Annotated in this window: 12 protein-coding genes; 6 read left to right on the top strand and 6 right to left on the bottom strand. The window is 57.2% G+C overall.

The features are described 5' to 3' along the window. Positions 1 to 2: 2 nt before the first annotated feature. A complete protein-coding gene (locus VH599_18665; protein ID HEY7350344.1) occupies positions 3 to 1,268 on the bottom strand; it encodes a pitrilysin family protein in 1,266 nt (421 codons plus the stop codon). A 304-nt stretch (positions 1,269 to 1,572) separates the two neighbouring features. Between VH599_18665 and VH599_18670 the strand changes: the two genes are divergently transcribed. From VH599_18670 to lepA, 4 genes are all read left to right on the top strand, one after another. Continuing rightward, the gene (locus tag VH599_18670; GenBank protein ID HEY7350345.1) at positions 1,573 to 2,874 is read left to right on the top strand and encodes a DUF1015 domain-containing protein; all 1,302 of its coding nucleotides are present in this window, start codon (positions 1,573 to 1,575) and stop codon (positions 2,872 to 2,874) included. A 70-nt stretch (positions 2,875 to 2,944) separates the two neighbouring features. Next, positions 2,945 to 3,403, top strand: a complete 459-nt coding sequence (locus VH599_18675; protein HEY7350346.1) for a zinc ribbon domain-containing protein — start codon at positions 2,945 to 2,947, stop codon at positions 3,401 to 3,403. A gap of 201 nt (positions 3,404 to 3,604) precedes the next feature. Next, positions 3,605 to 4,720, top strand: coding sequence for a tRNA 2-thiouridine(34) synthase MnmA (gene mnmA, locus VH599_18680; GenBank protein HEY7350347.1), 1,116 nt, complete (start codon positions 3,605 to 3,607; stop codon positions 4,718 to 4,720). A gap of 51 nt (positions 4,721 to 4,771) precedes the next feature. Next, the gene (gene lepA / locus VH599_18685) at positions 4,772 to 6,571 is read left to right on the top strand and encodes a translation elongation factor 4 (GenBank protein HEY7350348.1); all 1,800 of its coding nucleotides are present in this window, start codon (positions 4,772 to 4,774) and stop codon (positions 6,569 to 6,571) included. A 689-nt stretch (positions 6,572 to 7,260) separates the two neighbouring features. Here lepA and VH599_18690 read toward each other — a convergent pair. Together VH599_18690 and VH599_18695 are read right to left on the bottom strand one after the other, a co-directional pair. Further along, positions 7,261 to 8,106, bottom strand: a complete 846-nt coding sequence (locus VH599_18690) for a hypothetical protein (GenBank protein ID HEY7350349.1) — start codon at positions 8,104 to 8,106, stop codon at positions 7,261 to 7,263. Positions 8,107 to 8,165: 59 nt separating this feature from the next. Next, entirely contained in the window at positions 8,166 to 11,987 is a 3,822-nt protein-coding gene (locus tag VH599_18695) for an adenylate/guanylate cyclase domain-containing protein (protein ID HEY7350350.1), read from the bottom strand. 369 nt (positions 11,988 to 12,356) lie between these two features. On the opposite strand from VH599_18695, the gene mutS reads away from it, so the two are divergent. Both mutS and VH599_18705 read left to right on the top strand, forming a co-directional pair. Next, positions 12,357 to 15,161 carry a DNA mismatch repair protein MutS gene (mutS, locus tag VH599_18700; GenBank protein ID HEY7350351.1) on the top strand — a complete coding sequence of 935 codons (2,805 nt, stop codon included), beginning with the start codon at positions 12,357 to 12,359 and terminating at the stop codon, positions 15,159 to 15,161. 23 nt (positions 15,162 to 15,184) lie between these two features. Next, positions 15,185 to 16,795 carry an amidohydrolase gene (locus VH599_18705; protein ID HEY7350352.1) on the top strand — a complete coding sequence of 537 codons (1,611 nt, stop codon included), beginning with the start codon at positions 15,185 to 15,187 and terminating at the stop codon, positions 16,793 to 16,795. Between the two features lie 215 nt (positions 16,796 to 17,010). Here VH599_18705 and VH599_18710 read toward each other — a convergent pair whose 3' ends face one another. From VH599_18710 to alr, 3 genes are all read right to left on the bottom strand, one after another. After that, positions 17,011 to 18,216, bottom strand: coding sequence for a M48 family metallopeptidase (locus VH599_18710; GenBank protein ID HEY7350353.1), 1,206 nt, complete (start codon positions 18,214 to 18,216; stop codon positions 17,011 to 17,013). 118 nt (positions 18,217 to 18,334) lie between these two features. Then, a complete protein-coding gene (locus tag VH599_18715) occupies positions 18,335 to 19,267 on the bottom strand; it encodes a diacylglycerol kinase family protein (GenBank protein HEY7350354.1) in 933 nt (310 codons plus the stop codon). Positions 19,268 to 19,278: 11 nt separating this feature from the next. Continuing rightward, a complete protein-coding gene (gene alr / locus VH599_18720; protein ID HEY7350355.1) occupies positions 19,279 to 21,948 on the bottom strand; it encodes an alanine racemase in 2,670 nt (889 codons plus the stop codon). Between the last annotated feature and the right edge of the window lie 111 nt (positions 21,949 to 22,059).

The raw sequence follows: 22,059 nt of genomic DNA on the forward strand, positions 1-22,059 counted from the left end.
TCTTATAGGTGCAACAGTCGATCAAAATGCCTGGTGTCTTTGAGAGGGCCAACCATAGCCAACCGCAGACTGGACTCTTGGAATAGGCGTTGCGCAAGCTGCTGTATCTCCTCTGCGGTGACTGCATCAACCAGCGCAATCGCCTCGTCAATTTCAGTGACACAATTGCGCAGAATCTCTTCGCCTCCTAGACCAGAGGCTACCTGGTGGGTCTCCTCCAGTCGCAATACCATACGCCCTTTGGTGTATTCTTTTATTCGGCGCAATTCTGCTGCGGGCACTGGCTCTTCGCGCAGCCGCGCCAGTTCTGCCAGGATGGCCCGTAGAGTTGCCTCTGTCCGGTCGGGATCAACTCCGGCATAGATGACCAGCGCGCCAGTTTCATAATAGCTCTCAACATCGCTGCTTACATCATAGGCGAGACCCTGACGCTCGCGGATCTCCTGAAAGAGCCGCGAACTCATGCCATCGGCCAGGACGCCGTTCAGCAGCGCCAGCGTATAGCGTGCCGGGTCATTGTGCGAGACGCCTGGCGTCGCCAGACAGATGTTTGCCTGTTCTGTGCGCTTATATTCTAAACGAACGCGCGGCACATCTTGAGGCGCCAGGCATGGCTCCCAGCGCGGCAGCTCGCGTGGCCCCCATTCGCCTAAGCGCCGCTCCACTTCGTCTACAACCTGTTGATGCGATACGTTCCCTGCGACACTCACCACCAGATTATTGGGCAGATAGTGCGCCGCCAGGTATTCGCGCATCTGGTTGCGCGTGATGCGCTCCACCGTTTCTTTGATGCCCGCTTCATCCCGGCCCAGGGGGAGGTCAGGCCAGATGGTTTCATCAATGAGAACCTGGACCCACTCCTGCGGGCTATCTTTATACATATTGAGTTCTTCGATAATCACGCGCCGTTCTTTTTCCAACTCCTGCGCCTCAAAGAGAGGATAGCGCACCATGTTGACCAGTACATCCAGCGCGTCTACAAAATGATCGCTGCTGACCTTGGCTGTGTAGCCAGTGAGTTCTTTACCTGTGCCTCCATTGAAGACGCCGCCAATGCCTTCGATGGCTTCGGAGATCGCCTGGGCGGTTGGATAGTGGTCAGCGCCCTTGAAGAGCATATGTTCGATGAAATGTGATATGCCCGCTTCTTTAGCGGATTCAAAACGCGAGCCAACACCAAAAAAGAGAGCGGTACTCGCTGAGCGCACATGAGGCATCTCAGCGGTGATAATGCGCACGCCATTGCGCAGCGTGGTTTTTTCGTGCATGCAAGCTATGCCTTTGTTGGGTCTATGGAAAAAGCGCCTGACGCGCCCCTTGGATGGTGATCGCAGGTAGCGCCTGGTGGGTAGTGTCTACAGGCGTTGGCTTCCCGAAGCCTGCGCCTATTCTGGCACATTATATCATGCGTGCCAAGTATGTACCCTTGCGATAGGAAATTAGGCATGGCGCGGGCCTTTTCGACAGTCGAATAGAGGCAAAGGTGAGCAAAATATCCAATCTCAATGTATACTGACGGAGCAATCTATTCTGTCCTGGCGTCTGGCTGCCGCATCGAGTGAGGAGGTTTCTATGGCTGATGTACGCCCTTTCCCTGGAATACGCTATGCGCCTGATCTCCAGCCAAAACTGGCTTCTCTGGTGATACCGCCCTATGATGTTATTTCTCATGAAGCCCAAGCATCTTATTATGAGCGCCATCCTTATAACATTACCCGGCTGGAACTGGGGCGAGATGAAGCCCACGATGACATGCTCAATAATCGCTATTCTCGCGCGGCTGCGGCCCTGGCCGATTGGCGTATGCGGGGGGTTCTATATCAGGAGGCGCAGCCAGCATTCTACCTCTACCAGCAGCATTTTTATATCGGAGACAAAGATTACTGGCGGACAGGCGTCCTTGCGCGGGTCCGGCTGGAACCCTGGAACGCTGGAGTGGTGCTGCCACACGAGCATACTATGGCATCGCCAAAGGGTGATCGGCTGAAACTCCTGCGCGCCTGCGCGGCAAACTTAAGCCCCATAATGGCGCTTTATGACGACGCGGATGGCGCTATGCAGCGGCTGCTGGCGTCCGTGATTGACCAGCCTCCCCAGGTGGCGTTTACGGATGAGATTGGAGAGGATCATACGTTGCTGCCCCTCACTGATCCTGACCAGATCGCGGCGATGCGGCGTTTTTTTGGCAGTTGCAAACTCTTTATTGCTGATGGGCATCACCGCTATGAAACTGCGCTGGTCTATCAAGAAGAACTGCGTGAGATGCGCAAGGATCTGCACCCGGAGGATGCCGCAAATTTTGTGTTGATGTCACTGATCGCCCTTGAAGACCCTGGGCTGGTCATTCTACCTACCCATCGCCTCGTCAGGGCATTACCGGCGGATCGAATCTCCGGCCTTATCGAGCGATTGAGCCGCTATTTTACGATGGATCGATTGCCTGCAAATACCTCGCCAGATCAGGCGTTGGCGGAGCTTCCGGCGGATAGTTCAGGGGCGTTCATTCTGGTGATGAAGGATGAGGTGTTCCGGGTGCGGGCGGGGCCGGAAGCGTTGCGTAGGATGGCCGAGACAGGTCGCTCTGCTGGGTGGCAAAAGCTGGATGTTGCCATCTTGCAAACGCTGGTGTTGGATGAGGCGCTTGGATTGAATGCTGAGGCGGTCACAGGGGGCAACTTCTTGAGTTATGCGCGCGATGCAGAGAAAGCAGCGCAGGCGGTGCGCAGCGGATCTGCCCAACTGGCGGCGCTTATGCGTTCCACCCCTGTAGAACAACTTCGTAATGTGGCGCTGGCTGGTGATCGCATGCCGCAGAAATCAACGTACTTTTATCCCAAGCTCATTACTGGCCTGGTCATCAATCCGCTCTGGTGAGCGATGAGCGACCAGGAGAGCGCCGAAGGGGAGCTAAAGAGTAGGGCCTGGTTCCGAAGGGGGTTTCTGGATGAGCAATCATGAGGCTATTCGCATCTGTGGCGCCTGTGGAGGCGCCAATGCTTCGGAGGCTCAGTTTTGTGGCATATGTGGTCGTGAACTTCTTGTGGAATCGGCAGCGGAGGGCACTATCTGGCAGAGCACCCCGGATGCGAATCTCTGGCAGGATTCTACGTCAGGTGATACATCTGATACTCTGGAGCCTGGGAATGAGGAGAGCAGCCTGGGAGGAATGGAGGCTGCTGCTCAGGCGCCGGTAGAGGGAGTGATGCAGAAGCGTTGCAACTGGTGCGGCGCTCTGAATCCCTGGACTGCCGCAGTTTGCGAGAGCTGCGAGGCGCGTTTTCCAGTTCCTGAGCAGGACGAAGCCTTCCGCCGAGCCGCTGAGGAGCGGCTGCGCCAGGATGAGGCAGCCCTGGATTTCTGGCGGCAGCGGCGCAAGCGTGGATGGCGGCGTTTTTTGATCTGATGGCTCTCAAGCGAGAAGGCTGCTCAGGCGCTCTGGCAGAAGATAGAGCAACCAGCGTTATTTGACAAGCCTGCCCCTGTGTGCTATGCTTTCTTGATGGGCTGGCCTTTTCTTCTGCTCGCTTTTCCTCACCAGCTAGCAGCATTTCCCCATGATCTGAGAAAGTTTAACACAGGGAGGAGACTCAGGCAGGTATCCAAGATGGCAAGAATTGTGGTCGCCATGAGTGGCGGTGTTGATAGTTCAGTTGCTGCGGCGCTGCTCAAGGAGCAGGGCCATGAGGTTATTGGCATTATGCTGCGCCTCTGGTCGGAGCCTGCGGCGGAGCTTGATGACGGGGTGGAGCATGTAGCCGAAAATAAGTGCTGCTCGCTTGAATCAGTGGGCGACGCTCGCCGTGTCAGCCAGCTCCTGGACATCAATTTCTATATGGTGAATGTGGAGCAGCAGTTCAAGCAGCGGATTGTTGACTATTTCTATGACGAATACGTCCAGGGGCGCACACCCAACCCTTGTCTGAATTGCAACCGCCATATCCGCTTTACTCTGCTACTGGAGCGCGCGCTGGCGCTGGGCGCAGAGTATCTGGCGACGGGCCATTACGTGCGAGTGGAAACGGACCCTGTGAGTGGCAAGCGGCGACTGCGCAAGGGCGTTGATCCGGCCAAGGATCAGTCATATGTGCTGCATGTCTTGAACCAGCAGCAGCTTGCGCATGCCTGTTTCCCTCTTGGCGGTTTCACCAAGCCAGAAGTGCGAGCAATGGCGGCGGAGCGTGGCCTGCCAGTAGCCGCCAAGGCTGAAAGCCAGGAAATCTGCTTCGTGGCTGGGGGAGATTATCGGGGCTTTATGAAGCGTTACACAGAAAGTACGGGAGCCAAGGCGCCCAGCCAGGGGCCGATTCTGGATGTGAGCGGGCAGCAGATAGGAACGCATCAAGGGCTGGCTTATTATACGGTTGGTCAGCGGAGGGGGTTGGGCCTGGATTTGCAGGAGCGGCTGCATGTGTTGAAGTTGGATACGGCTCGCAACGCGCTGGTTGTCGGAGGCCCGAAGCATCTGGAGCGCGATACTTTTACGGTGCATCAGGCGCATTATATAAGCGGCGAGGTTCCCAGCGAGCCATTTGAGGCGAATGTGCGAGTGCGCTACAAGGCGTCCGAAATCCCGGCAGTAATCACGCCGCTGAGCGCCACTACAGCACAGATTACGCTTTCGCAGCCACAGCGAGCGATTACTCCCGGCCAGGCTGCGGTCTTTTATGGCGGGCCAACAGAAGATGAAGTGCTGGGCGGTGGCATTATTAGGGACGACTAACCCGCCAGCCTGGCAGGTTAGTCGTCCCTGCTGATCATTTGGTGAGAAGGCATGGAACAGGCGCACATTCGCAATTTTTGCATTATTGCTCATATCGATCATGGGAAATCTACGCTGGCTGATCGTTTGCTAGAATATACTGGCACCCTGACCAAACGCGAGATGGCGGAGCAGGTGCTTGATCAGATGGACCTGGAACGTGAGAAGGGCATTACGATCAAAGCCCAGGCGGTGCGCATGCGCTATAGCGCGGTGGATGGGCAGGAATACGAACTCAATCTGATTGATACGCCGGGCCATGTGGACTTTACCTATGAGGTTTCGCGGAGCCTGGCTGCATGCGAGGGCGCACTGTTGGTCGTGGATGCCACGCAGGGCATCGAGGCGCAGACGCTTGCCAACCTCTATCTGGCAATGGAAGCCGATCTAACCATTATTCCGGTGGTCAATAAGATCGATCTGGCAAGCGCGGAGCCTGAGCGCGTCTCGCAAGAAATTGAGGATGTGATTGGCATCGCCCGTGACGAGATTATCCTGGCTTCGGCCAAAGAGGGCGTTGGAACCAGAGAGATTCTGGAAGCCATTGTACAGCGCATCCCTTCGCCGAAGGGAGATGTTGGGCAGCCGCTGCGCGCGCTGGTTTTTGATTCCCATTATGACGCCTATAAGGGCGTTATTGCTTATGTACGTCTGATCGATGGGGAGATTCGATCTGGAGAGCGCCTTCTGATGATGGCGACAGGCAGTACGGCAGAGGCGCTGGAGGTTGGCTATTTCAACCCGCATCTTGCGGCCACCGATGCACTCGGCGCAGGTGAGGTTGGCTATGTTGCCACAGGCTTTAAGAATGTGAAGGATTGCCAGGTGGGGGATACGATTTCCCTGGCGGCCAGGCCCGCCAGGGAACCGCTGCCAGGCTATCGCCCGGCAAAACCAATGGTCTTTGCGGGCTTGTACCCTGTGGAGGGCAACGACTACCCCTTGCTGCGTGATGCGTTGGATCGCTTGAAGCTGAATGATGCTTCCCTGGTCTATGAGCCGGAGAATTCGGTGGCGCTGGGGTTTGGCTTTCGCTGCGGCTTTTTGGGGCTGCTGCATATGGAGATCGTTCAGGAGCGTCTGGAGCGCGAGTATGATCTGAGCATCCTGGCGACAGCCCCCAGTGTGGAATATCTTGTGACCAGACAGGATGGCTCTGTGCTTCCCGTTGACAATCCGGCGGATTTGCCGCCGATGGGCGAGATGCTGAAAATCGAGGAACCCTGGATGGACATCAGCATTTTCTCACCGAGCCGCTATATTGGCGCTTTGATGGACCTGGTGACGACTCGGAGGGGCGCTTTCAGAGATATGAAGTATATCGAGGAAGATCGGGTGCATCTTACCTATCATATGCCGCTGGCTGAGTTGATTATTGATTTCTACGATCAACTCAAATCGCGCACGCAAGGGTATGCTTCGCTGGATTACAGCTTTGCGAGCTATCGAGAGGCTGATCTGGTCAAGCTTGATCTGCTGGTTGCGGGAGAGCCGGTGGACGCGCTTTCGCTGATTACACATCGGGATAAAGCGTATAACATTGGGCGCGCTTTGGTGGAACGCTTGCGCGAGGTGATCCCCCGCCAGCTATTTGAGGTGCCTATTCAGGCAGCTATCGGCCAGCGAGTGATTGCGCGCGAGACGGTAAAGGCGCTGCGTAAAAATGTGCTGGCAAAGTGTTATGGCGGTGATGTGACGCGCAAGCGCAAACTGTTGGAGAAGCAGAAAGAGGGCAAGAAGCGGATGAAGCGCGTGGGGAATGTGGAGATTCCACAAGAAGCCTTTATGGCGATGCTGACCCTGGAAGAGTAGGCAAACCCGCTTGCTTGAGTAGATGCGAACGTCTCAACTAAACGAACAGGCTCGAACCATCGGTTCGAGCCTTTATACTTCACTTTGCTGCTTATCACGTGAGCCAGGTGTAATCACCTGCTCTTCCCTGTCTCTGGTTCGCGCCAGTCACGTTCTGTCTTCGTCATCCTGCGGCGCATATTACTTTTCAGGCCACAGCGGGGGAAGGCTTTGGAGCAGTACCAGCACAGGGACTGGATAGCCCGCCTTCACGGGCGCGCTTAGTCGATTTGAAATACCATCCCCAGGAGGCGAATTGGCTTTTTCATTGGGAACATAGGCGATACTCCTTTCCTAGTTCCAATGCAAGGCTTGCCTAACCCTAGCCTTGTTGCTGTCCCGTTGCCTGACATTCGCCAGCAAGAAGAAACTTGTTGGCAGCCAGTTCCTGCTTCATCCAGAGCGGCCTCAGGAGAGAGGTTTGGTTCTGTCCACAGGCGTTACTTCCCGCGCAACTCACGGTAGGGGTTAAAAACCCTGTTATACAGGCTTCCAGCAACGAAAGCTCTGTATAAGGCTCCAGCGGCGCCTATTATCCTCTGGAACTATAGTCAGTATAGCATCCATATCCCGCTCTGTCAAGTTTTTGAGTGAGCCTTGCCCTATCAGGTGCTTTCGTTTTTCGTCTTGGAGAGAAGCGGTTACGTTTTCTATGCGCTGCTGGCCTCTGCGAAAACTTTCTGGCGTCCATGCCGTTGTTCCAGGGAGATAAAGTGGCGCAGCCCGCGCCCATAGTCATCTTCGCGCCGGGTAGCTCGCGCTGCCTCGCGCGTATGGCCCAGGGTGACGAGGAGGCGGTGAGACAACCACTCGGCAAAGCCTTCACGCTGGAGCATACTTTGTTTCTGGGGCGCGTGATCTGCCTGCCAGGCATGGGCATATTCATGAGCCAACGTGCCAATCAACGTTGCACGAGGCAAACCCCGTTCGATATAGATCGTGCGCGCCTGGCCTTGCTGCTCAAAGAAGCCCAGGATATGCTGCCGGGTGGCCCCGATGGTTGGCGTCAGACGCTCATGGCGTCGGCGAGCGATTGCCAGTTCCCTGGGTTCAACTATGCGCAGGACGGGGATGTGCTTGACATCTCTATCGAATATTGCCCTGGACTGCTGGATGACCATCTGATAAAGCGCCTGGACGGTTTGATCGTCCAGCACCATCGTTTGGGCGCACTCACCGCAGCGATATTGCCCGCCAGGAAGCTGGCGCCCGTCAGGGCCAAGTGGCGCTCCACAAATATGACAGGCAGGGCGCTCCTGGGAACAGGAGACGCAGTAGGGTTTGGGCGAGTCGCCAAAGCGATAAAATTGGCCGATAATCGGTTTATGACACGCGGCGCAGCGGGGTAGTGTGCCAAGGCAGTGCTTGCAGAGCCGATGTTGATCGATTGGCGCTAATTCGCGTGCCGGTTGCTGGCAGGATGTGCAGCGAGGGGCGCTGTGTTCGCACTGAGGACACACTACCAGGCCAGTACTATACTCGGTGTATCCCAGCATCAGCGAACTGCCGCAGAGGTGGCAGAATTTGTGTTTAGAGAATGAGAGCGGTATTGGTATCATGGGTATGGATTTGTTTCGTGGACAGCCCTGGTCCCGGCTCTATCCAATATATTGCGCACGCGCAGCGCGGCGGGCGCTGCATGTAATTCCTCATACGTTGTCAGGGCTGCATGAAAGAGATCGGACGCTTCCTGGCGTTGGTCAATGGCCTGGCTCTGGCTCAGATGGGTAGCCAGGGCTTCCAGGGTCAGCCCTTCCTCCCAACGTGTGCCAATCTGGCGGTAACAATGAAGGGCGATATGGAAGTCTTCGGTTGCCTCGCTGAACATTCCTCGCTTCGAGTTTATCATGCCACGTGTACGGATCAAGCCTGCCCATCCTTTACGGTTGCCAGAGCGTTCCATCAATGCCAGCGCAGTGGGCGCCAGTTCACTATAGCGCGCCTCATCGCCGAGGAGAGCAGCCAATTCTACCAGCCGCCATTGAATCTGCGGGCGCTCAATGGCTGAATAATGTGTTGAAAGCCGCTGGAAGATGACACGAGCCTCTTCGAGCCGCTGCTGGGCGATCCGAAGCTGCCCGCTGATGAATTCGTGGCTCAGTTCGGTTTCAGGAGCAGCCTGCTCAGCCATATTTGCATAATAGTCCCCTCGCTCATCCTGGCCGACGCCGTAATAGACAATTGCCAGCGCCATAATGCCGTAGGGAGCGGGCCAACTCTGGCTCAACAAATCATATTGCTCACAAAGGGTTGCCAGTCGCTCGCCCCAATAGAGCACTTCGGCCCATTGATCCCACTGATAATAAATAAGAACTTTGTTGCCCAACATGCCACAGAGTTTGCGGCGGCTGTTCATGGATTCGGCAACCTTCAATGCGGCGTCTGCCCAGTACAGTGCTTGAGGATAATCAGAAAGCTGCAAATACGCTCTGCTGGCGGTGAAGTAAATATCATAGACTTCTGCGCGGTCTTTGATACGATCAACTAGCGCCAGTCGCCGCTTCTGCACCTCCAGAAACGCGCGGTAATCGCTCATATTGCCGTAGACATTGGAAAGCGCGTCGAGGACTTCAGAGAGATAGACAGGATGATTCAGCCGTTCGGCGATGCTTGCAGCGCGTTCCGCGCTGGCTATGGCGCGCTCCATCGCGCTTTCGTCAAGCTGCTGGCTGAAATAGGCTTGCATATACCAGAAGGCTTCGCTGGCGAGCAGCAGCGCCATTTCCATGATCTCAGGCTGGTCTTTGAGTAGGGCCAGTCCCTCATCGAGATACGTGCGAATCAAACCCAAATCAGGTGGTTGCTTGAACCAACTGCGCCAGCGGGTGCCGAGCATCGTGAGGTGCTGGTAGAGATGCGCACGCTCCAGCGCGGAGGCGTCTTGTAATGCGTCGAGGGCGTGCTGATACTGTTCCCAGCATGAATCTCCATCTGAAAGGACAAAGTATGCTCTGGCAAGCCGCTCATAGAGGTGTGGCCGCAGCGAGGGATCGCTTGCAATGCCGTTCAAGAGATCGAGGGCTGCGATGTAGTGGCGTGCCGCTTGATTGGCTGCGTATTTGCCCAGCGCCTCATTGCCAGCCTGGATGAGATAGCCGATGGCTTTCTGGCGCAGGTCGGCCTGGGCTTGTGCGCGAGCAGGGCGACGCGCCAGCGCCTGCCCGGAGGTTGTCTGGGACCAGGCGACAATAGCTTGATGGTAATGATAGGCTAATAGCTCGATGAACCCCTCAATACGACCGGCAGCTATGCGTTCCAGCCATTCGGCCATGCGGGCATGCTCGCGCGCGCGCCGGGTACGCGGGACGCTCGCATAGGCAACATCGCGGACCAGCACATGATTGAAGCTGTATTGCACATCTCTCTCGATGAGTATTCCAGTAGGGCGCTCGTTCTCCCCGATGAAATCTTTGCGAACCAGGCTCTCCAGAGCCAGATCGAGCGCCTCCGGGCTGATCTCCTGGGACAGATTAGCCAGCGCGCCTTTCCAAAACGTTCGACCAGCGAGGGCAGCGTGTTGCAGCACGCGCTTTTCAGTTGGCGGGAGCAGATCAATGCGCGCGGCCAGGACACCCTGAATAGAATCGGGGATGCTAAATGAAAGCAGGTCGCTGAAGGTCTTGCCGGGGTCTTGATTCACAGTTTGCCAGCGATCACTTTTACGTATCAGGATGCCAAGGTCAATCAGCATGCGGACAATTTCCTCAACAAAGAAGGGATTGCCCTCCGCTTTTGCCAGGATGCTATTGCGCAGCGCCGGAGGCAAGCCATCGGGCGCCAGCAGGGCGTCAATCAATTCATGGCTTTGTTCTGATGAGAGTGGCTCCAGGGTAATGGTCGTAAAGTTACGTTTGCCGCCCCCCCAGCCAGGCCGTTTTTCTAGTAAGTCCAGACGAGCAGGACAGAGGAACAAGAGCGGAGCATTGCTCACCCGCTGCGTAAGGTACTCCAGCAGGTCGAGCAGGGCTTCATTAGCCCAGTGAATATCGTCAATTAAGATAAGGAGCGGCTGGCGGCGCGCCAGTGATTCAAAGAAGATACGCCAGGCGCGGAAGAGATTTTCACGCTGCTCATTGGAATCAGCCGATGGCCGAACCATTTCTCCCTGTTCTGCCCCCAGGCCGATGGTGAATCCAAGCTGGCGAACGAGTGAGGGAATAACCTCGCTTTGGTGGCTGCCATCAAGCACTTCCTGCACCTTCTGAAGCAGGCGCTCCCTGGCTCGCTGCGATGTATCATCGTCAACGAATCCGGCATAGGAGCGCAGAATCTCCGCAAGGGGCCAGTACGTAATGCCTGCCCCGTAGGGTGGACAGCGCCCTTCCAGAAAGAGCGGTATCTGTGGGAAGGGGCCGTCATCCGTCTGCGTGGCGCTTTCGCCTGTATGCTGTTGGCGGAGTCGCTGTATCCATTCGCGCACCAGACGCGATTTGCCCACCCCAGGCACGCCCAGCAGGGTGATCAGGTGAGGCCGCCGCTCGCCGATCACTCGCTCATAGACCGCATCCAGCAGCGCCAGTTCCGGCGCGCGGCCAATGAACGGTGATGGCAATCCTTCGATGCCGCGCAGATGTTGAGTCGGAGGGGCTGCCTGATCTTCAACCGCCTCGATAGCTTGCCAGACGCGCAGCGGTTTTGGCTTTCCCTTCACCTGTATCGGGCTGAGCGGTTGATAGACAATCGCTCCGTGTGTGCTGCGGTAGGTGCGCCCGCCGACCAGGATGGTTCCTGGTTGGGCCTGCTGCTGGAAGCGCGCGGCAACGTTCACGGCGTCGCCCGTAATTAAAAACTGCCCGCCATCGCCCGCTCCGCTGGCAGCGACGACCTCGCCCGTGCTAATGCCGATGCGAATCTGCACAGGCGCCGCCTGGGGGTCTTCAGCCAGCCGCTGCTCGTTAAAGCGCCTGAGCGCGTTGAGCATCTCCAGGCCGGCCCGAACTGCCCGCTCTGGATCATCTTCGTGGGCAACTGGCATCCCAAAAATTGCCATCACGGCATCGCCGATAAACTTTTCGATGGTACCACCATGACGGTGGATGGCCTGAGCCATCGCCGCAAAGTATCCAGCCATCAGCAGACGCACTTCCTCTGGGTCCATGCGATCAGCCAGCGCGGTAGAACCAGTCATGTCGGCAAAGAGGATGGTGACAACCCGCCGCTCTTCGCTATCAAGCGAGGCTAATAGGTTTTCTGCTTCGCCAACTTCTCTTGAAAGGACAGAAGGCGCTGGTGTATCCGAGGGCGGGTTGAGATTAGGGGCGGCGGGCGCGGTTTCAGCTTGCCCACGTGCCGAGACACGCTGTTCAGGGGGTGTCCCTTGAAGCCCCGTCTGCGTTGTCGGCGGCGGCGCATCTTCTGCGGGAGATGCCAGGAGCATGCCGCATTCGTTGCAAAACTTTGCATTTGGGGAATTGATTGCTCCACATGATGGGCATATGATTGATAGCAGGCGAGCGCCACATTCATTACAGAATTTGGCGCCTGCTGGGTTTTGAGTGCCACACACCGGACAACGCATTGCACATCCTCACGTTAACGGAGAGACCTTTCCCCTGGTCATCATTTTCCCTCTAGCCATTGTATCATAGCCAGGATGGGGTGTATGCGACGCTCAGGTCATTTTCTGGCTTGCTCTGCATCAGGGGCAATGCTAGAATGGACTTGCGTATGCTAGCAGTGCGGGTGTTCTCGCTGGTAGAGCATATCGCTGTGTATTTTGCTGTTGGTTGGGAGGCTGAGCAACGAATTGACAGATAATTCGCCCGTTCATAGCCCCGTTCGTGCGCAATATTTGCAGATCAAGCACAAGTATCCTGATGCCATTCTCTTGTTTCGCATGGGGGATTTTTACGAACTTTTCGACGAAGATGCCCAGATCGCCTCACGCGAATTAGAGATTGTGCTGACCAGGCGTGACTTTGGACGGGGTGAGCGCGCCCCGATGGCTGGTGTGCCACACCAGGCGGTTGACGGCTATATTGCGCGGTTGGTGAACAAAGGGTATCGTGTCGCGGTCTGCGAGCAAATGAGCGATCCCGCGCTTGCAAAGGGTCTGGTGGAGCGCGAGGTGGTGCGCATGGTGACGCCAGGCACAGTAGTTGACCCGGCTATGCTGGCAGCCAAGCGCAATAACTTCCTGGCAGCCGCCGTCATTGGGAAGGGGGCTGCTGGTATTGCTTATGTGGATATTACGACTGGCGAGTTTGCCACGACTCAACTGGCGGCGGCAGACCCGGAAGCGGCGTTGCAAGAAGAACTAGCGCGGATCGGGCCATCTGAATTACTCGTTGAGGCATCGGGCAGCCGCCAGCTAGCTCCGCTGCTGCATCGCTCGCGCCGCCGAGCGTATTCCAGGCAGGCATCCTGGGCCGGGAAAGATCACCACCAGGACGGCAGAGAGCCGCTGCCAGAAGAAGAGGGAGCTGACGATGGTTTGCCTCGCTGGGTTGAGCCGCTTCGGGAGGCTGTGCGTCACATTACACCTTCTGCTACGCGCTTTTTTCAGGAAGAGCAGGCCCGCGCGCGTTTACTGGCGCATTTTGCGGTTGCTTCGCTCGAAGGCTTTGGCTGCGCTCACCTCCCGTTGGCGATCTGCGCCGCCGGGGCGCTGCTCTCATACATTGAAGAGACCCAGCGCGGCGTGCTGGCTCATCTGACCGCGCTTGAGACCTACAGCACTTCAGGCTTTATGGTATTGGACCCCCATACCAGGCGGAATCTGGAACTCTTTCATAGTGGGCGCGGAGGCGGCGAACAGGGGTCGCTGCTCTGGGTGTTGGATCAGACACAGACGCCGATGGGCGGGCGGCTGCTGCGCCGCTGGCTTAGTCAGCCGCTGTTGGAGGAAGGGGAACTGAACGCTCGCCTGGATGCGGTGGAGGCAGCAGCCCATGACGCGCCGCTGCGCACACGCCTGGGCAGCTTTCTTGACCGCATTGGTGATCTGGAGCGCCTGGCAAATCGAGCAATTCAACGAATTGCTACGCCGCGCGATCTGGCGAATCTTGCCGCTGGATTGCGGAGCGTTGCGGAGTTACAGACCGGCCTCGCGCTCTTTGATTCTTCCGGCAAGGCCACTATGATTCATGCATCAGAAGATAGCTCGCAAGGGCCATTATGCGCTCGCCTGGCGGCGCTTGATCCGGTTGCTGAAGCAGAAGCTCTGATTATGGCTGCGTTAGCGCCTGAGCCACCAGCTAGTATGACCGAGGGTGGGCTGATTCGCGCGGGCTATCATGAAGAGTTGGATATGCTGCGATCAACTTCGCAGGATGCCCGGCAATGGATGGCTGATCTGGAGCAGCGCGAGCGCGAGCGTACCGGCATTAGCAATCTGAAAGTCAGCTATAACAAGGTATTTGGCTATTATCTTGAAGTCACGAACTCCCAACTGGGCCGTGTGCCGCAAGATTATATCCGTAAGCAGACGCTGACGACGGGCGAGCGTTTTATTACGCCGGACCTGAAGGAATATGAGGCGCTGATCCTGAACGCGCAGGAGAAAAGCGCCAAACTGGAACAGGAACTGTTTATTCAGCTTCGGGCTGATCTTGCCATCCATCATGCCGAGCGTATCCTGAAGACGGCCCGATCATTGGCGGAGTTGGATGTCTATCTGAGCCTGGCGAATGTGGCCGCGCGCTGGAATTACTGCCGCCCGCAGGTCAATACAGGGACGACTATTCATGTGGTGGCAGGCCGTCATCCAGTAGTTGAGCAAGCCCAGGCCGATACGCCATTTATCCCCAATGACGCCCACCTCTCTCAAGACGAGGCTCAGATTCTGCTGCTGACTGGCCCCAATATGGCCGGAAAATCAACGTATCTGCGCCAGGTGGCGCTGATCGTATTGCTGGCGCAAATCGGCAGTTTTGTGCCAGCCGAGTCTGCGAACATTGGGCTGGTTGATCGCATCTTTACGCGCATTGGCGCTCAGGATGATCTGGCGACGGGGCAAAGTACCTTTATGGTGGAGATGGTGGAGACGGCCAATATTCTGCACCACGCGACGCCGCGCAGCCTGGTGATTCTGGATGAGATTGGCCGGGGCACCAGCACCTATGATGGGCTGGCTATCGCTCGCGCGGTGATTGAGTATCTGCATAATAACCGGCGCTGTGGGGCGCGCACGCTTTTTGCCACGCACTATCACGAGCTTGTTGAGGTGGGCCGTCTCTTTCCAAGGGTATGCCCCTATACCATTGCCGTAACAGAGGAAGAGGGCCACATCGTCTTTTTGCGCAAGATTATCCCTGGCGGCGCTGATAAGAGCTATGGCATCCATGTGGCTCAACTGGCCGGTATCCCTCGGCAGGTGATTCACCGCGCCGAAGAGATTTTGGACGAGTTGGAGCGTAAAGGCGAGGCGCGCTCCCGACGGCGCGCGATGAAAGAGATGGCGCTGCCTCCGGCGCTGCAATTGACGCTTTTTGCCAACGAGCCTGATCCGCTTGTTGAAGAATTAAAAACGCTGTCCGTTGATGAGATGACGCCGCTTGAGGCCATTGGAAAACTCTACGAGTTGCAGCAACGCGCGCGTCAGAATGGGTAAGAAGAAAGAAGGAAGTGTGAGTCATGAGGCCGCTGCTTGTTTTAGTCAACGGTTCTATCTATACAATGGATGCGACGCAGCCCAGGGTGGAAGCCGTCGCGCTGGACCCGGATACGGGGAAGATTGCTGGCGTCGGTTCTAGCGAAGAGATGCGGCGGCTGGGAGGGCCATTAGCCGAACTCATTGACCTGCGCGGGCATACGGTGCTGCCAGGATTTATTGACGCGCATATCCACCTGCTTTCTTATAACCATCAGCTTCATGCTGTGAATCTGTTGGGGACACGAAGCGAACAAGAAGCTGCGACGCGAGTGCAGGCGCGCGCGGCGCTGGCCGCTAAGGGAACCTGGATCAACGGCGGGCAATGGGACAAAAACCTCTGGCCTGGGGGCAATTTTCCAACGCGGGCTACGCTCGATGCTGTCGCGCCAGATCATCCCGCTGCGCTTTGGAGCAAAGATGGGCATGTGCTGTGGGTGAACTCACGGGCATTGGCGCTGGCCGGGGTGACGCGCGAGACTCCCGACCCGGAAGGGGCGACGATTGTGCGCGACGCCAGCGGCGAACCAACAGGCGTCCTGAAGGAATTTGGCGCGACGAGTCTGGTAGAGGGGATCATTCCTCCAGAGACGGACCTGGCACCGGCGCTGCAAGAGACGATCAGGCTCCTCCAGCAGCGAGGGATTACCAGCGTTCATGATATTGAGGACCACCTGGCGGTGCAGCACTTCCAACAATTGCATGCGCAGCACGCGCTGGGGGTGCGCGTGCTGTTTTTCTTCCCCAAAAAATCGCTTCAGGCGCTGGGGCGTCTTGGTTTGCAGGCTGGCTTTGGTGATGACTGGCTGCGGCTGGGCGGGATCAAGATTTTTGCTGATGGTACGCTTGGTTCGCAGACGGCGGCTATGCTGGACCCGTTCGAGGGGACAGCAGAGAATCGCGGGATTCTGGCGGTTCCCCCGGATGAGATGAAAGCCATTGTGGACATGGCGGCGGGCAGCCGTTTGCATGTCGCTGTTCACGCGATTGGGGATCGGGCCTGTCGGGTGGCGCTGGATGGTATCGAACAGGCGAAAGAGCGGATAAAAGGAACTCCAGGAAGCGATATGGTGCGCTATCGCCTGGAGCATGTGCAGCTTATCGCGCCTGAAGATATTCAGCGTATGGCGCGGCTAGGGGTGGTTGCGTCGGTGCAGCCCTTCCATGCGGTCTCTGATCGAGATGTCGCCGAGCGTTACTGGGGATCGCGCTATCACCGCTCCTATGCTTATGGGACGCTTCAGCAAAGCGGCGTCTCGCTGGCCTTCGGTTCTGACGCGCCTGTGGAAACGACTGATCCACTGCGCATTCTTCACGCGGCGGTCATGCGCCGTGATGACCAGACGCCGGAGCGCGCGCCCTGGCTGCCTGAACAATCGCTGAGCGTTGCTCAGGCGCTCTGGAGCTATACGCTGGGAGCCGCCTATGCTGGCGGAGAAGAGAGCCGCAAAGGCTCGCTGGAGGTGGGCAAGCTGGCCGATCTGGTCGTGCTGGGCGCCGACCCCTTTGCTCTGCCTATCGGGGAATTGCCCCAGGCGCCGGTCGAGGCGACGCTGATTGGGGGGGCGGTCGTGTATGGAAGCCTCCCCGTGTAGGGAGGAAAGATGCAATTCTGGCAATTCCAGCAATGCTCTTCATGTATAAGAAGAGCATATCATTCATATATTTAAGAAGGGCAATAATGAAGAAGAGAAGTATGATCCCTCTTCTGAAGATGATGCAATTCTCCGAGGGCTGCCAGGCACAGAGCGGCATCACCTATGAGAATTGCTGGAATTGCCAGAATTGCATCTTTCCCGCTCCAGCAGGCTCAATCAGATGCGGTATCATGCTGTGATTTGAACCGTTCGGCGTGCTGGAGGCGTTTGCTGATGGCAGGATGGTCGTAAAGCAGAAACTCGATGATGGGGCCAGGGTCCAGCTCGGCAAGGTTCTGGTTGGCAAGCCGCGTCATCGCATTGGTAAAGGCGTCTGGCTTGCGGGTTGCCTGAAGCGCGTACTCGTCTGCTTGATACTCAACCAGGCGGCTAAGGCCATTTGACAGGGGCATTGTGACCAGGCCGAAGAGTCCCAACGCGATGCCTAGCAGCGGCATCGTGGCGACATCGGTCAGCGCCGGGTAGAAATGGGCGCTCTCTACCGCCCAATGCAACCCAAGATTGACCAGATAGAGGCCACCGAGGGTAAGGATGGTCTGGGTGATGATGAGCTTCCAGAGGTCGCGGTGAACATGATGCCCTAGCTCGTGCGCCAGAACGACCTCGATCTCGTCGGGCGGGTAAGCGCCCAGGAGGGTATCACCCAGGACGATCCGGCGTGTATTTCCCATACCCATGAGCGCCGCGTTCGCTGTTGATGTTTTACGGCTCATGTTCATAGTGAAGACACCCCGCACGCGCGTGTTTGCCCGTTCCGCCAGCGCCAGCAGCCGATGGGTTAGTTCCTCATCTTGCAATGGGGTGAGCTTGTAGAATAGGGGCAAGATGAGGACGGGCGCCAGATTGGCAAGCACGACTGAGAAGAGCAGCAGGGCGATTGCTGCCCAGAGCCACCAGAGCGTGGGCTGCACCGCCAGCAGAAGATAGATGAGGACAACGGCTACGACCTCAAAGATCAAGCCCAGGAGCAGACCTTTGGCCTGATCGCCCAGCCAGCTTGCCAGCGATTGATGCGAGAGTTGATAGCGATGAGGGAGTACAAAGCCGCTGTAATAGGAGAGAGGCGCGTCCAATATCTGGTACGCGATGAGCAAGATACAGAAATAGAGGCTAATCTGAAGGGGCGCCCAGTGAGCGATTGGCTGCCAGGCGCCTGTTCCTGCCAGCGCATCACGCAAGCCAGTGGAAAGCCCTGTGCCAAGTAGGATAAGCAAGAAGATGGCGGCCAGGCCCAGATCGACGAGAAGAAGCTGACGCCGCAGACGGGCGTATTCGCGGGCGCGCTGCTGGCGCTCCGGGTTGATTTCGGCTGGGAAAGGCGGCGCCTCTGGCACTATCGAAGGTTCGCTTGCGCCCATAAGCTGGCTCCTTTTCTATTTGAGGAAGCAATGCTCAAAGGATTGCCTTCAGAGACAGGCTCCTGTGTAAAAGTGTAGCAGATGTGCTGGCACTCATCAAGCGAGATAGCCTGGCAGATTAGTGGTGTGCTGGCGCCAGCTTTTTCCTGAAGAGGCCAGCAGGTGTATCACGAGGGACGATGACGGTGAGCATCTGAGGGGCCACTCGAAAGACGGTGGGCAGCGTACCAGCCGGTTCACCATCAACCTCAATGGGTATGGGAACAGGCGAATCAATAGTCAATGTTCGGAAGCGTTCATAACTGACGCGCGCCCCCAGCGGGTAACGTTTGCGGAAGGCGTTCAAGACGACCCGCAGCCGACCCAAAAGCCCCTGTCGGCGAACGATGCACATATCGAGCATGCCATCATCTCCATATGCCTGGTTGGTGAAGGTCATTAACCCGCCATAGAGGCGTGTATTGCCAATGATGATGAGACTGGCGCGCGTGCGAAAGCTGCGCCCGTCTACGCGCAGCCGCATGTGAAAGTCCAACGGCCCAAGCCCAACCACCGCGCCCGCGATGATATAGCTGAACAGCCCCAACCGCTTGAGAAAATGGTGTTCAATCATGCTGGTGATCTTGCCATCGGCGCCGATGCCTGCGAACAACAGGAAATAGCGCCCGTTGGCGGTACCCAGGTCCATTCGGCGCTGCTCGCCATCAATCAGAACCTGAAGCGCCCCCGGAAGATTCAAGGGAATGCCCACCTCGCGCGCCCAGACATTCATGGTACCCATCGGTAGCACTCCCAAAGCAACATCGGTGCCTGCCAACCCTTGAATGATCTCGTTGAGCGTTCCATCCCCTCCAGCGGAGATTACTATATCAACGCCCGCTGCGACGGCTTGAGACGCGAGCCTATGCCCGCTGCCAGGCCCATCTGTCTGGCATAGCTCGATACGCCAGCCCTGCTGCTGCAACTTTTTCCGTACCTGATTAAGCAACCGCTTTTCGTCCTGACTGTGGCCGCCACCGCTGTGGATGTTGGCAATAATTCGGGCGTACATCCTCTCACATCCTAATTGACTCTGGGAACACGGGCGAGAATCTCCGAGACCACTTCGTAGTTAATCGTACCTAGCCGCGCGGCGACGGCTTCGGCTGTTAGCGTCTGCTCTCCTTGCTGCCCAATCAGGACTACTTCGTCGCCGGTAGTCACGCCGGGAATGTCGCTGACATCAATCATAGACTGGTCCATACAGACGCGCCCAATTACCGGGGCGCGCTTGCCTCGAACCAATACTTCGCCCCAGTGTGACGGCGCTCGCCGGAAACCATCGGCGTAGCCTACTGGAATGACAGCGATACGCATCTCGGTGGGCGTCACAAAGGTACAGCCATAGCTGATACATTCGCCAGCAGGAATATCCTTGACCTGCGCAATTTGCGTCTTGAAACTGAGCGCAGGTTGGAATCCTTCGGAGAGACGTACCTCATCAGATGGGTGCAGCCCATAGAGTGCTGTGCCTACACGGACCATGCCAAAGTGCGTCTCTGGCAGAGTGAGCGTTGCCGCGCTGTTGGCCGCATGTATTACCGGAGGCCGCAGCCCGGCTTCTTCTAACGCTGCTAATACCTGGCTGAAGCGCGCTAACTGGAGGCGGCAGTGTGTTTGATCGGCGCTGTCGGCGCAGGCAAAATGAGTAAAGATGCCCTCCAACGTTATTCCCGGCAGGTTGTGCGCCTCAGCGGCTACGCGCAAAATGCTCTGTTGGTCCTCAGCGCGCATGCCCAAACGTCCCATGCCGCTGTCAATCTTGAGATGCGCATAGGCTTCTGTTCCGAGCGATTGGGCGGCTTGCGACAGAGCCTGGACCCCTTCCAGCGAATAGATGGTCGCAGTGACACCGAGCCGCACTGCCTCGCGCATTTGCCAGGGAGGCAGATAGCCAAAGATCAAGATTGGAGCGGTAATGCCAGCCTGCCGCAAGGGCGCTGCTTCGCTGAGGGTGGCAACTCCAAGACGCGATGCCCCATTATGCAGCACAGTTTGTGCCACGTGCAGCGCGCCATGTCCGTAAGCGTCGGCTTTCAGGCTTGCCAGGAGTTCAACGCCGGGGCCGATCAAGCGTTTTATCTGTTGGCAGTTTGCGCCGATGGCGCTCAGATCAATCTCAACCCAGGTTGGGCGGTCAGGGCGCATCCTGATGATCTGTTTCCAGGCCAGCGTCTGACGGTCCAGTTTATGGGCCGCTTCTTCCGGTTGAGCTAACAACCGCTCTGTCACGCGCTCCATGCGCATCTCTTCTGAACCTTTGATGAGTACGATAGCCTGATTTTCTGCTTCGGCCAGTTCCTCCAGACGCTTTCTGACCACCTGGGCGGCATCTTCGGCACTGTATGTCACATCAATGGCGTCAGAGGCCATGCCATTCTGGCGCGCCTCCTGGGCGATGAGCGCAGCGCGTGTGCCTTGTGTAATCAGGCGATCTGCTACCTGGGCTACCTGTGTGCCAATGCGCTGATGCGCCGCCATCTCATAGTTTCCCAGGCGAAACATATCACCTAAAACGGCAATGCTGGAGCCGCGTGGATAGAGATTTTTGAGGTCGCCCAGGGTCTGAATGGCGGCTTCGACAGCGGCTGGAGCCGCGTTGTGGGTATCGTCCAACAAGAGGCTTTCATCAATACCGGCCAGCAAGCGTGACCTGCCAGGGAGCGGCGCGAAATCTTCCAGCAGTTCTGCTGCGGCGTGGGGATCGATACCAAGGGCGAACGCTGTTGTGATGGCTGCCAGAATACTTTCTACCCAATGCGTGCCGGTGAGTCTCCTGAATCTATAGGTGCGCGGGGGCTGCTGTGTTTCTTTGTACTGCCGAGCAGTTGGCAGCGGGCGAAAAGCAAACGTTGCCTCCAGGCCGTCTCGTAGTTGCCTGGCTCCCAGGCAGAGGGCATGGAGACGTGCATCCCGCGCGGCACTGCGACTGAACAGCAGGGGCGTGGCCTGGGTTTCTGCCGACATGGCGAGGGTATAGGGATTGGCCTCGTTGAGGATGGCGAAACCATCAGGCGGGAGATTGCGAGGAAGCGTCGCCAGTTCCTGGGCATAGTGTTCGATGCTTCCAAAATATTGAAGCTGCGTGTGGCTCACATGAGGGACAACGCCGATAGACGGCTGGATAAGCTCGCACAGGGCGGCGATCTCTCCGAGATGATCGCAGCCTAGTTCGAGGACCGCTATCTGGTGGCGCGGCTCCAGACGGCCTAGCGATAACGGCAATCCGAGCGAGTCATTATAATTGCGCCAGCTCTTGAAGGTGGGGAAGAACGGTTGCAGAATGGCGGCGATGGCTTCTTTTGTGGTTGTTTTTGCGACGCTGCCAGTCACAGCAATAACGCGCGGACGCCACTGGCGAAGGATGCCATGCGCATAGGCACGCAGGGCAGCGCGGCTATCTTTGACCAGGATGAGCGCGACGCCTTGCTGTTGCATACGATCAGCGATATGTGTATGGAGGGTTTCGTAGCCACGAAATCGCTCGAACTCAGCAACGACACCCGCTGCGCCCTGTTGAATGGCCTCTTCGATGAAGTCGTGTCCGTCGCGGTGTTCCCCACGGACAGCGATAAATAACTCACCAGGGGCTATCTGCCTGGAGTCATGGGCAAATGCAGGAAACTCAGCGGTTCGCCCAGGAAATCGCAGCGTCGCGCTGGTCATTTCTAACAGGTCATGTAGATAGATCATTTTATGAACCCAGTCCCATACGATAGGTTAAGAGGCTAAAGCTAGTTTTGATACGCCAAGAGACTGGCATATTTTACCTGCATACGTTCTTGCCTGTCAATGTGCCTGGCT

Source organism: Ktedonobacterales bacterium, from assembly GCA_036557285.1.
GTDB lineage: Bacteria > Chloroflexota > Ktedonobacteria > Ktedonobacterales > DATBGS01 > DATBHW01.

Bases quoted from the DNA above. Each gene is read 5' to 3' on its own strand.
- VH599_18690 (HEY7350349.1), bottom strand. From the start codon at position 8,106: ATGCTGGGATACACCGAGTATAGTACTGGCCTGGTAGTGTGTCCTCAG.
- VH599_18710 (HEY7350353.1), bottom strand. From the start codon at position 18,216: ATGGGCGCAAGCGAACCTTCGATAGTGCCAGAGGCGCCGCCTTTCCCA.
- VH599_18670 (HEY7350345.1), top strand. From the start codon at position 1,573: ATGGCTGATGTACGCCCTTTCCCTGGAATACGCTATGCGCCTGATCTC.
- lepA (HEY7350348.1), top strand. From the start codon at position 4,772: ATGGAACAGGCGCACATTCGCAATTTTTGCATTATTGCTCATATCGAT.
- mnmA (HEY7350347.1), top strand. From the start codon at position 3,605: ATGGCAAGAATTGTGGTCGCCATGAGTGGCGGTGTTGATAGTTCAGTT.
- alr (HEY7350355.1), bottom strand. From the start codon at position 21,948: ATGATCTATCTACATGACCTGTTAGAAATGACCAGCGCGACGCTGCGA.
- VH599_18695 (HEY7350350.1), bottom strand. From the start codon at position 11,987: ATGCTCCTGGCATCTCCCGCAGAAGATGCGCCGCCGCCGACAACGCAG.
- VH599_18675 (HEY7350346.1), top strand. From the start codon at position 2,945: ATGAGCAATCATGAGGCTATTCGCATCTGTGGCGCCTGTGGAGGCGCC.
- VH599_18665 (HEY7350344.1), bottom strand. From the start codon at position 1,268: ATGCACGAAAAAACCACGCTGCGCAATGGCGTGCGCATTATCACCGCT.
- VH599_18715 (HEY7350354.1), bottom strand. From the start codon at position 19,267: ATGTACGCCCGAATTATTGCCAACATCCACAGCGGTGGCGGCCACAGT.
- VH599_18705 (HEY7350352.1), top strand. From the start codon at position 15,185: ATGAGGCCGCTGCTTGTTTTAGTCAACGGTTCTATCTATACAATGGAT.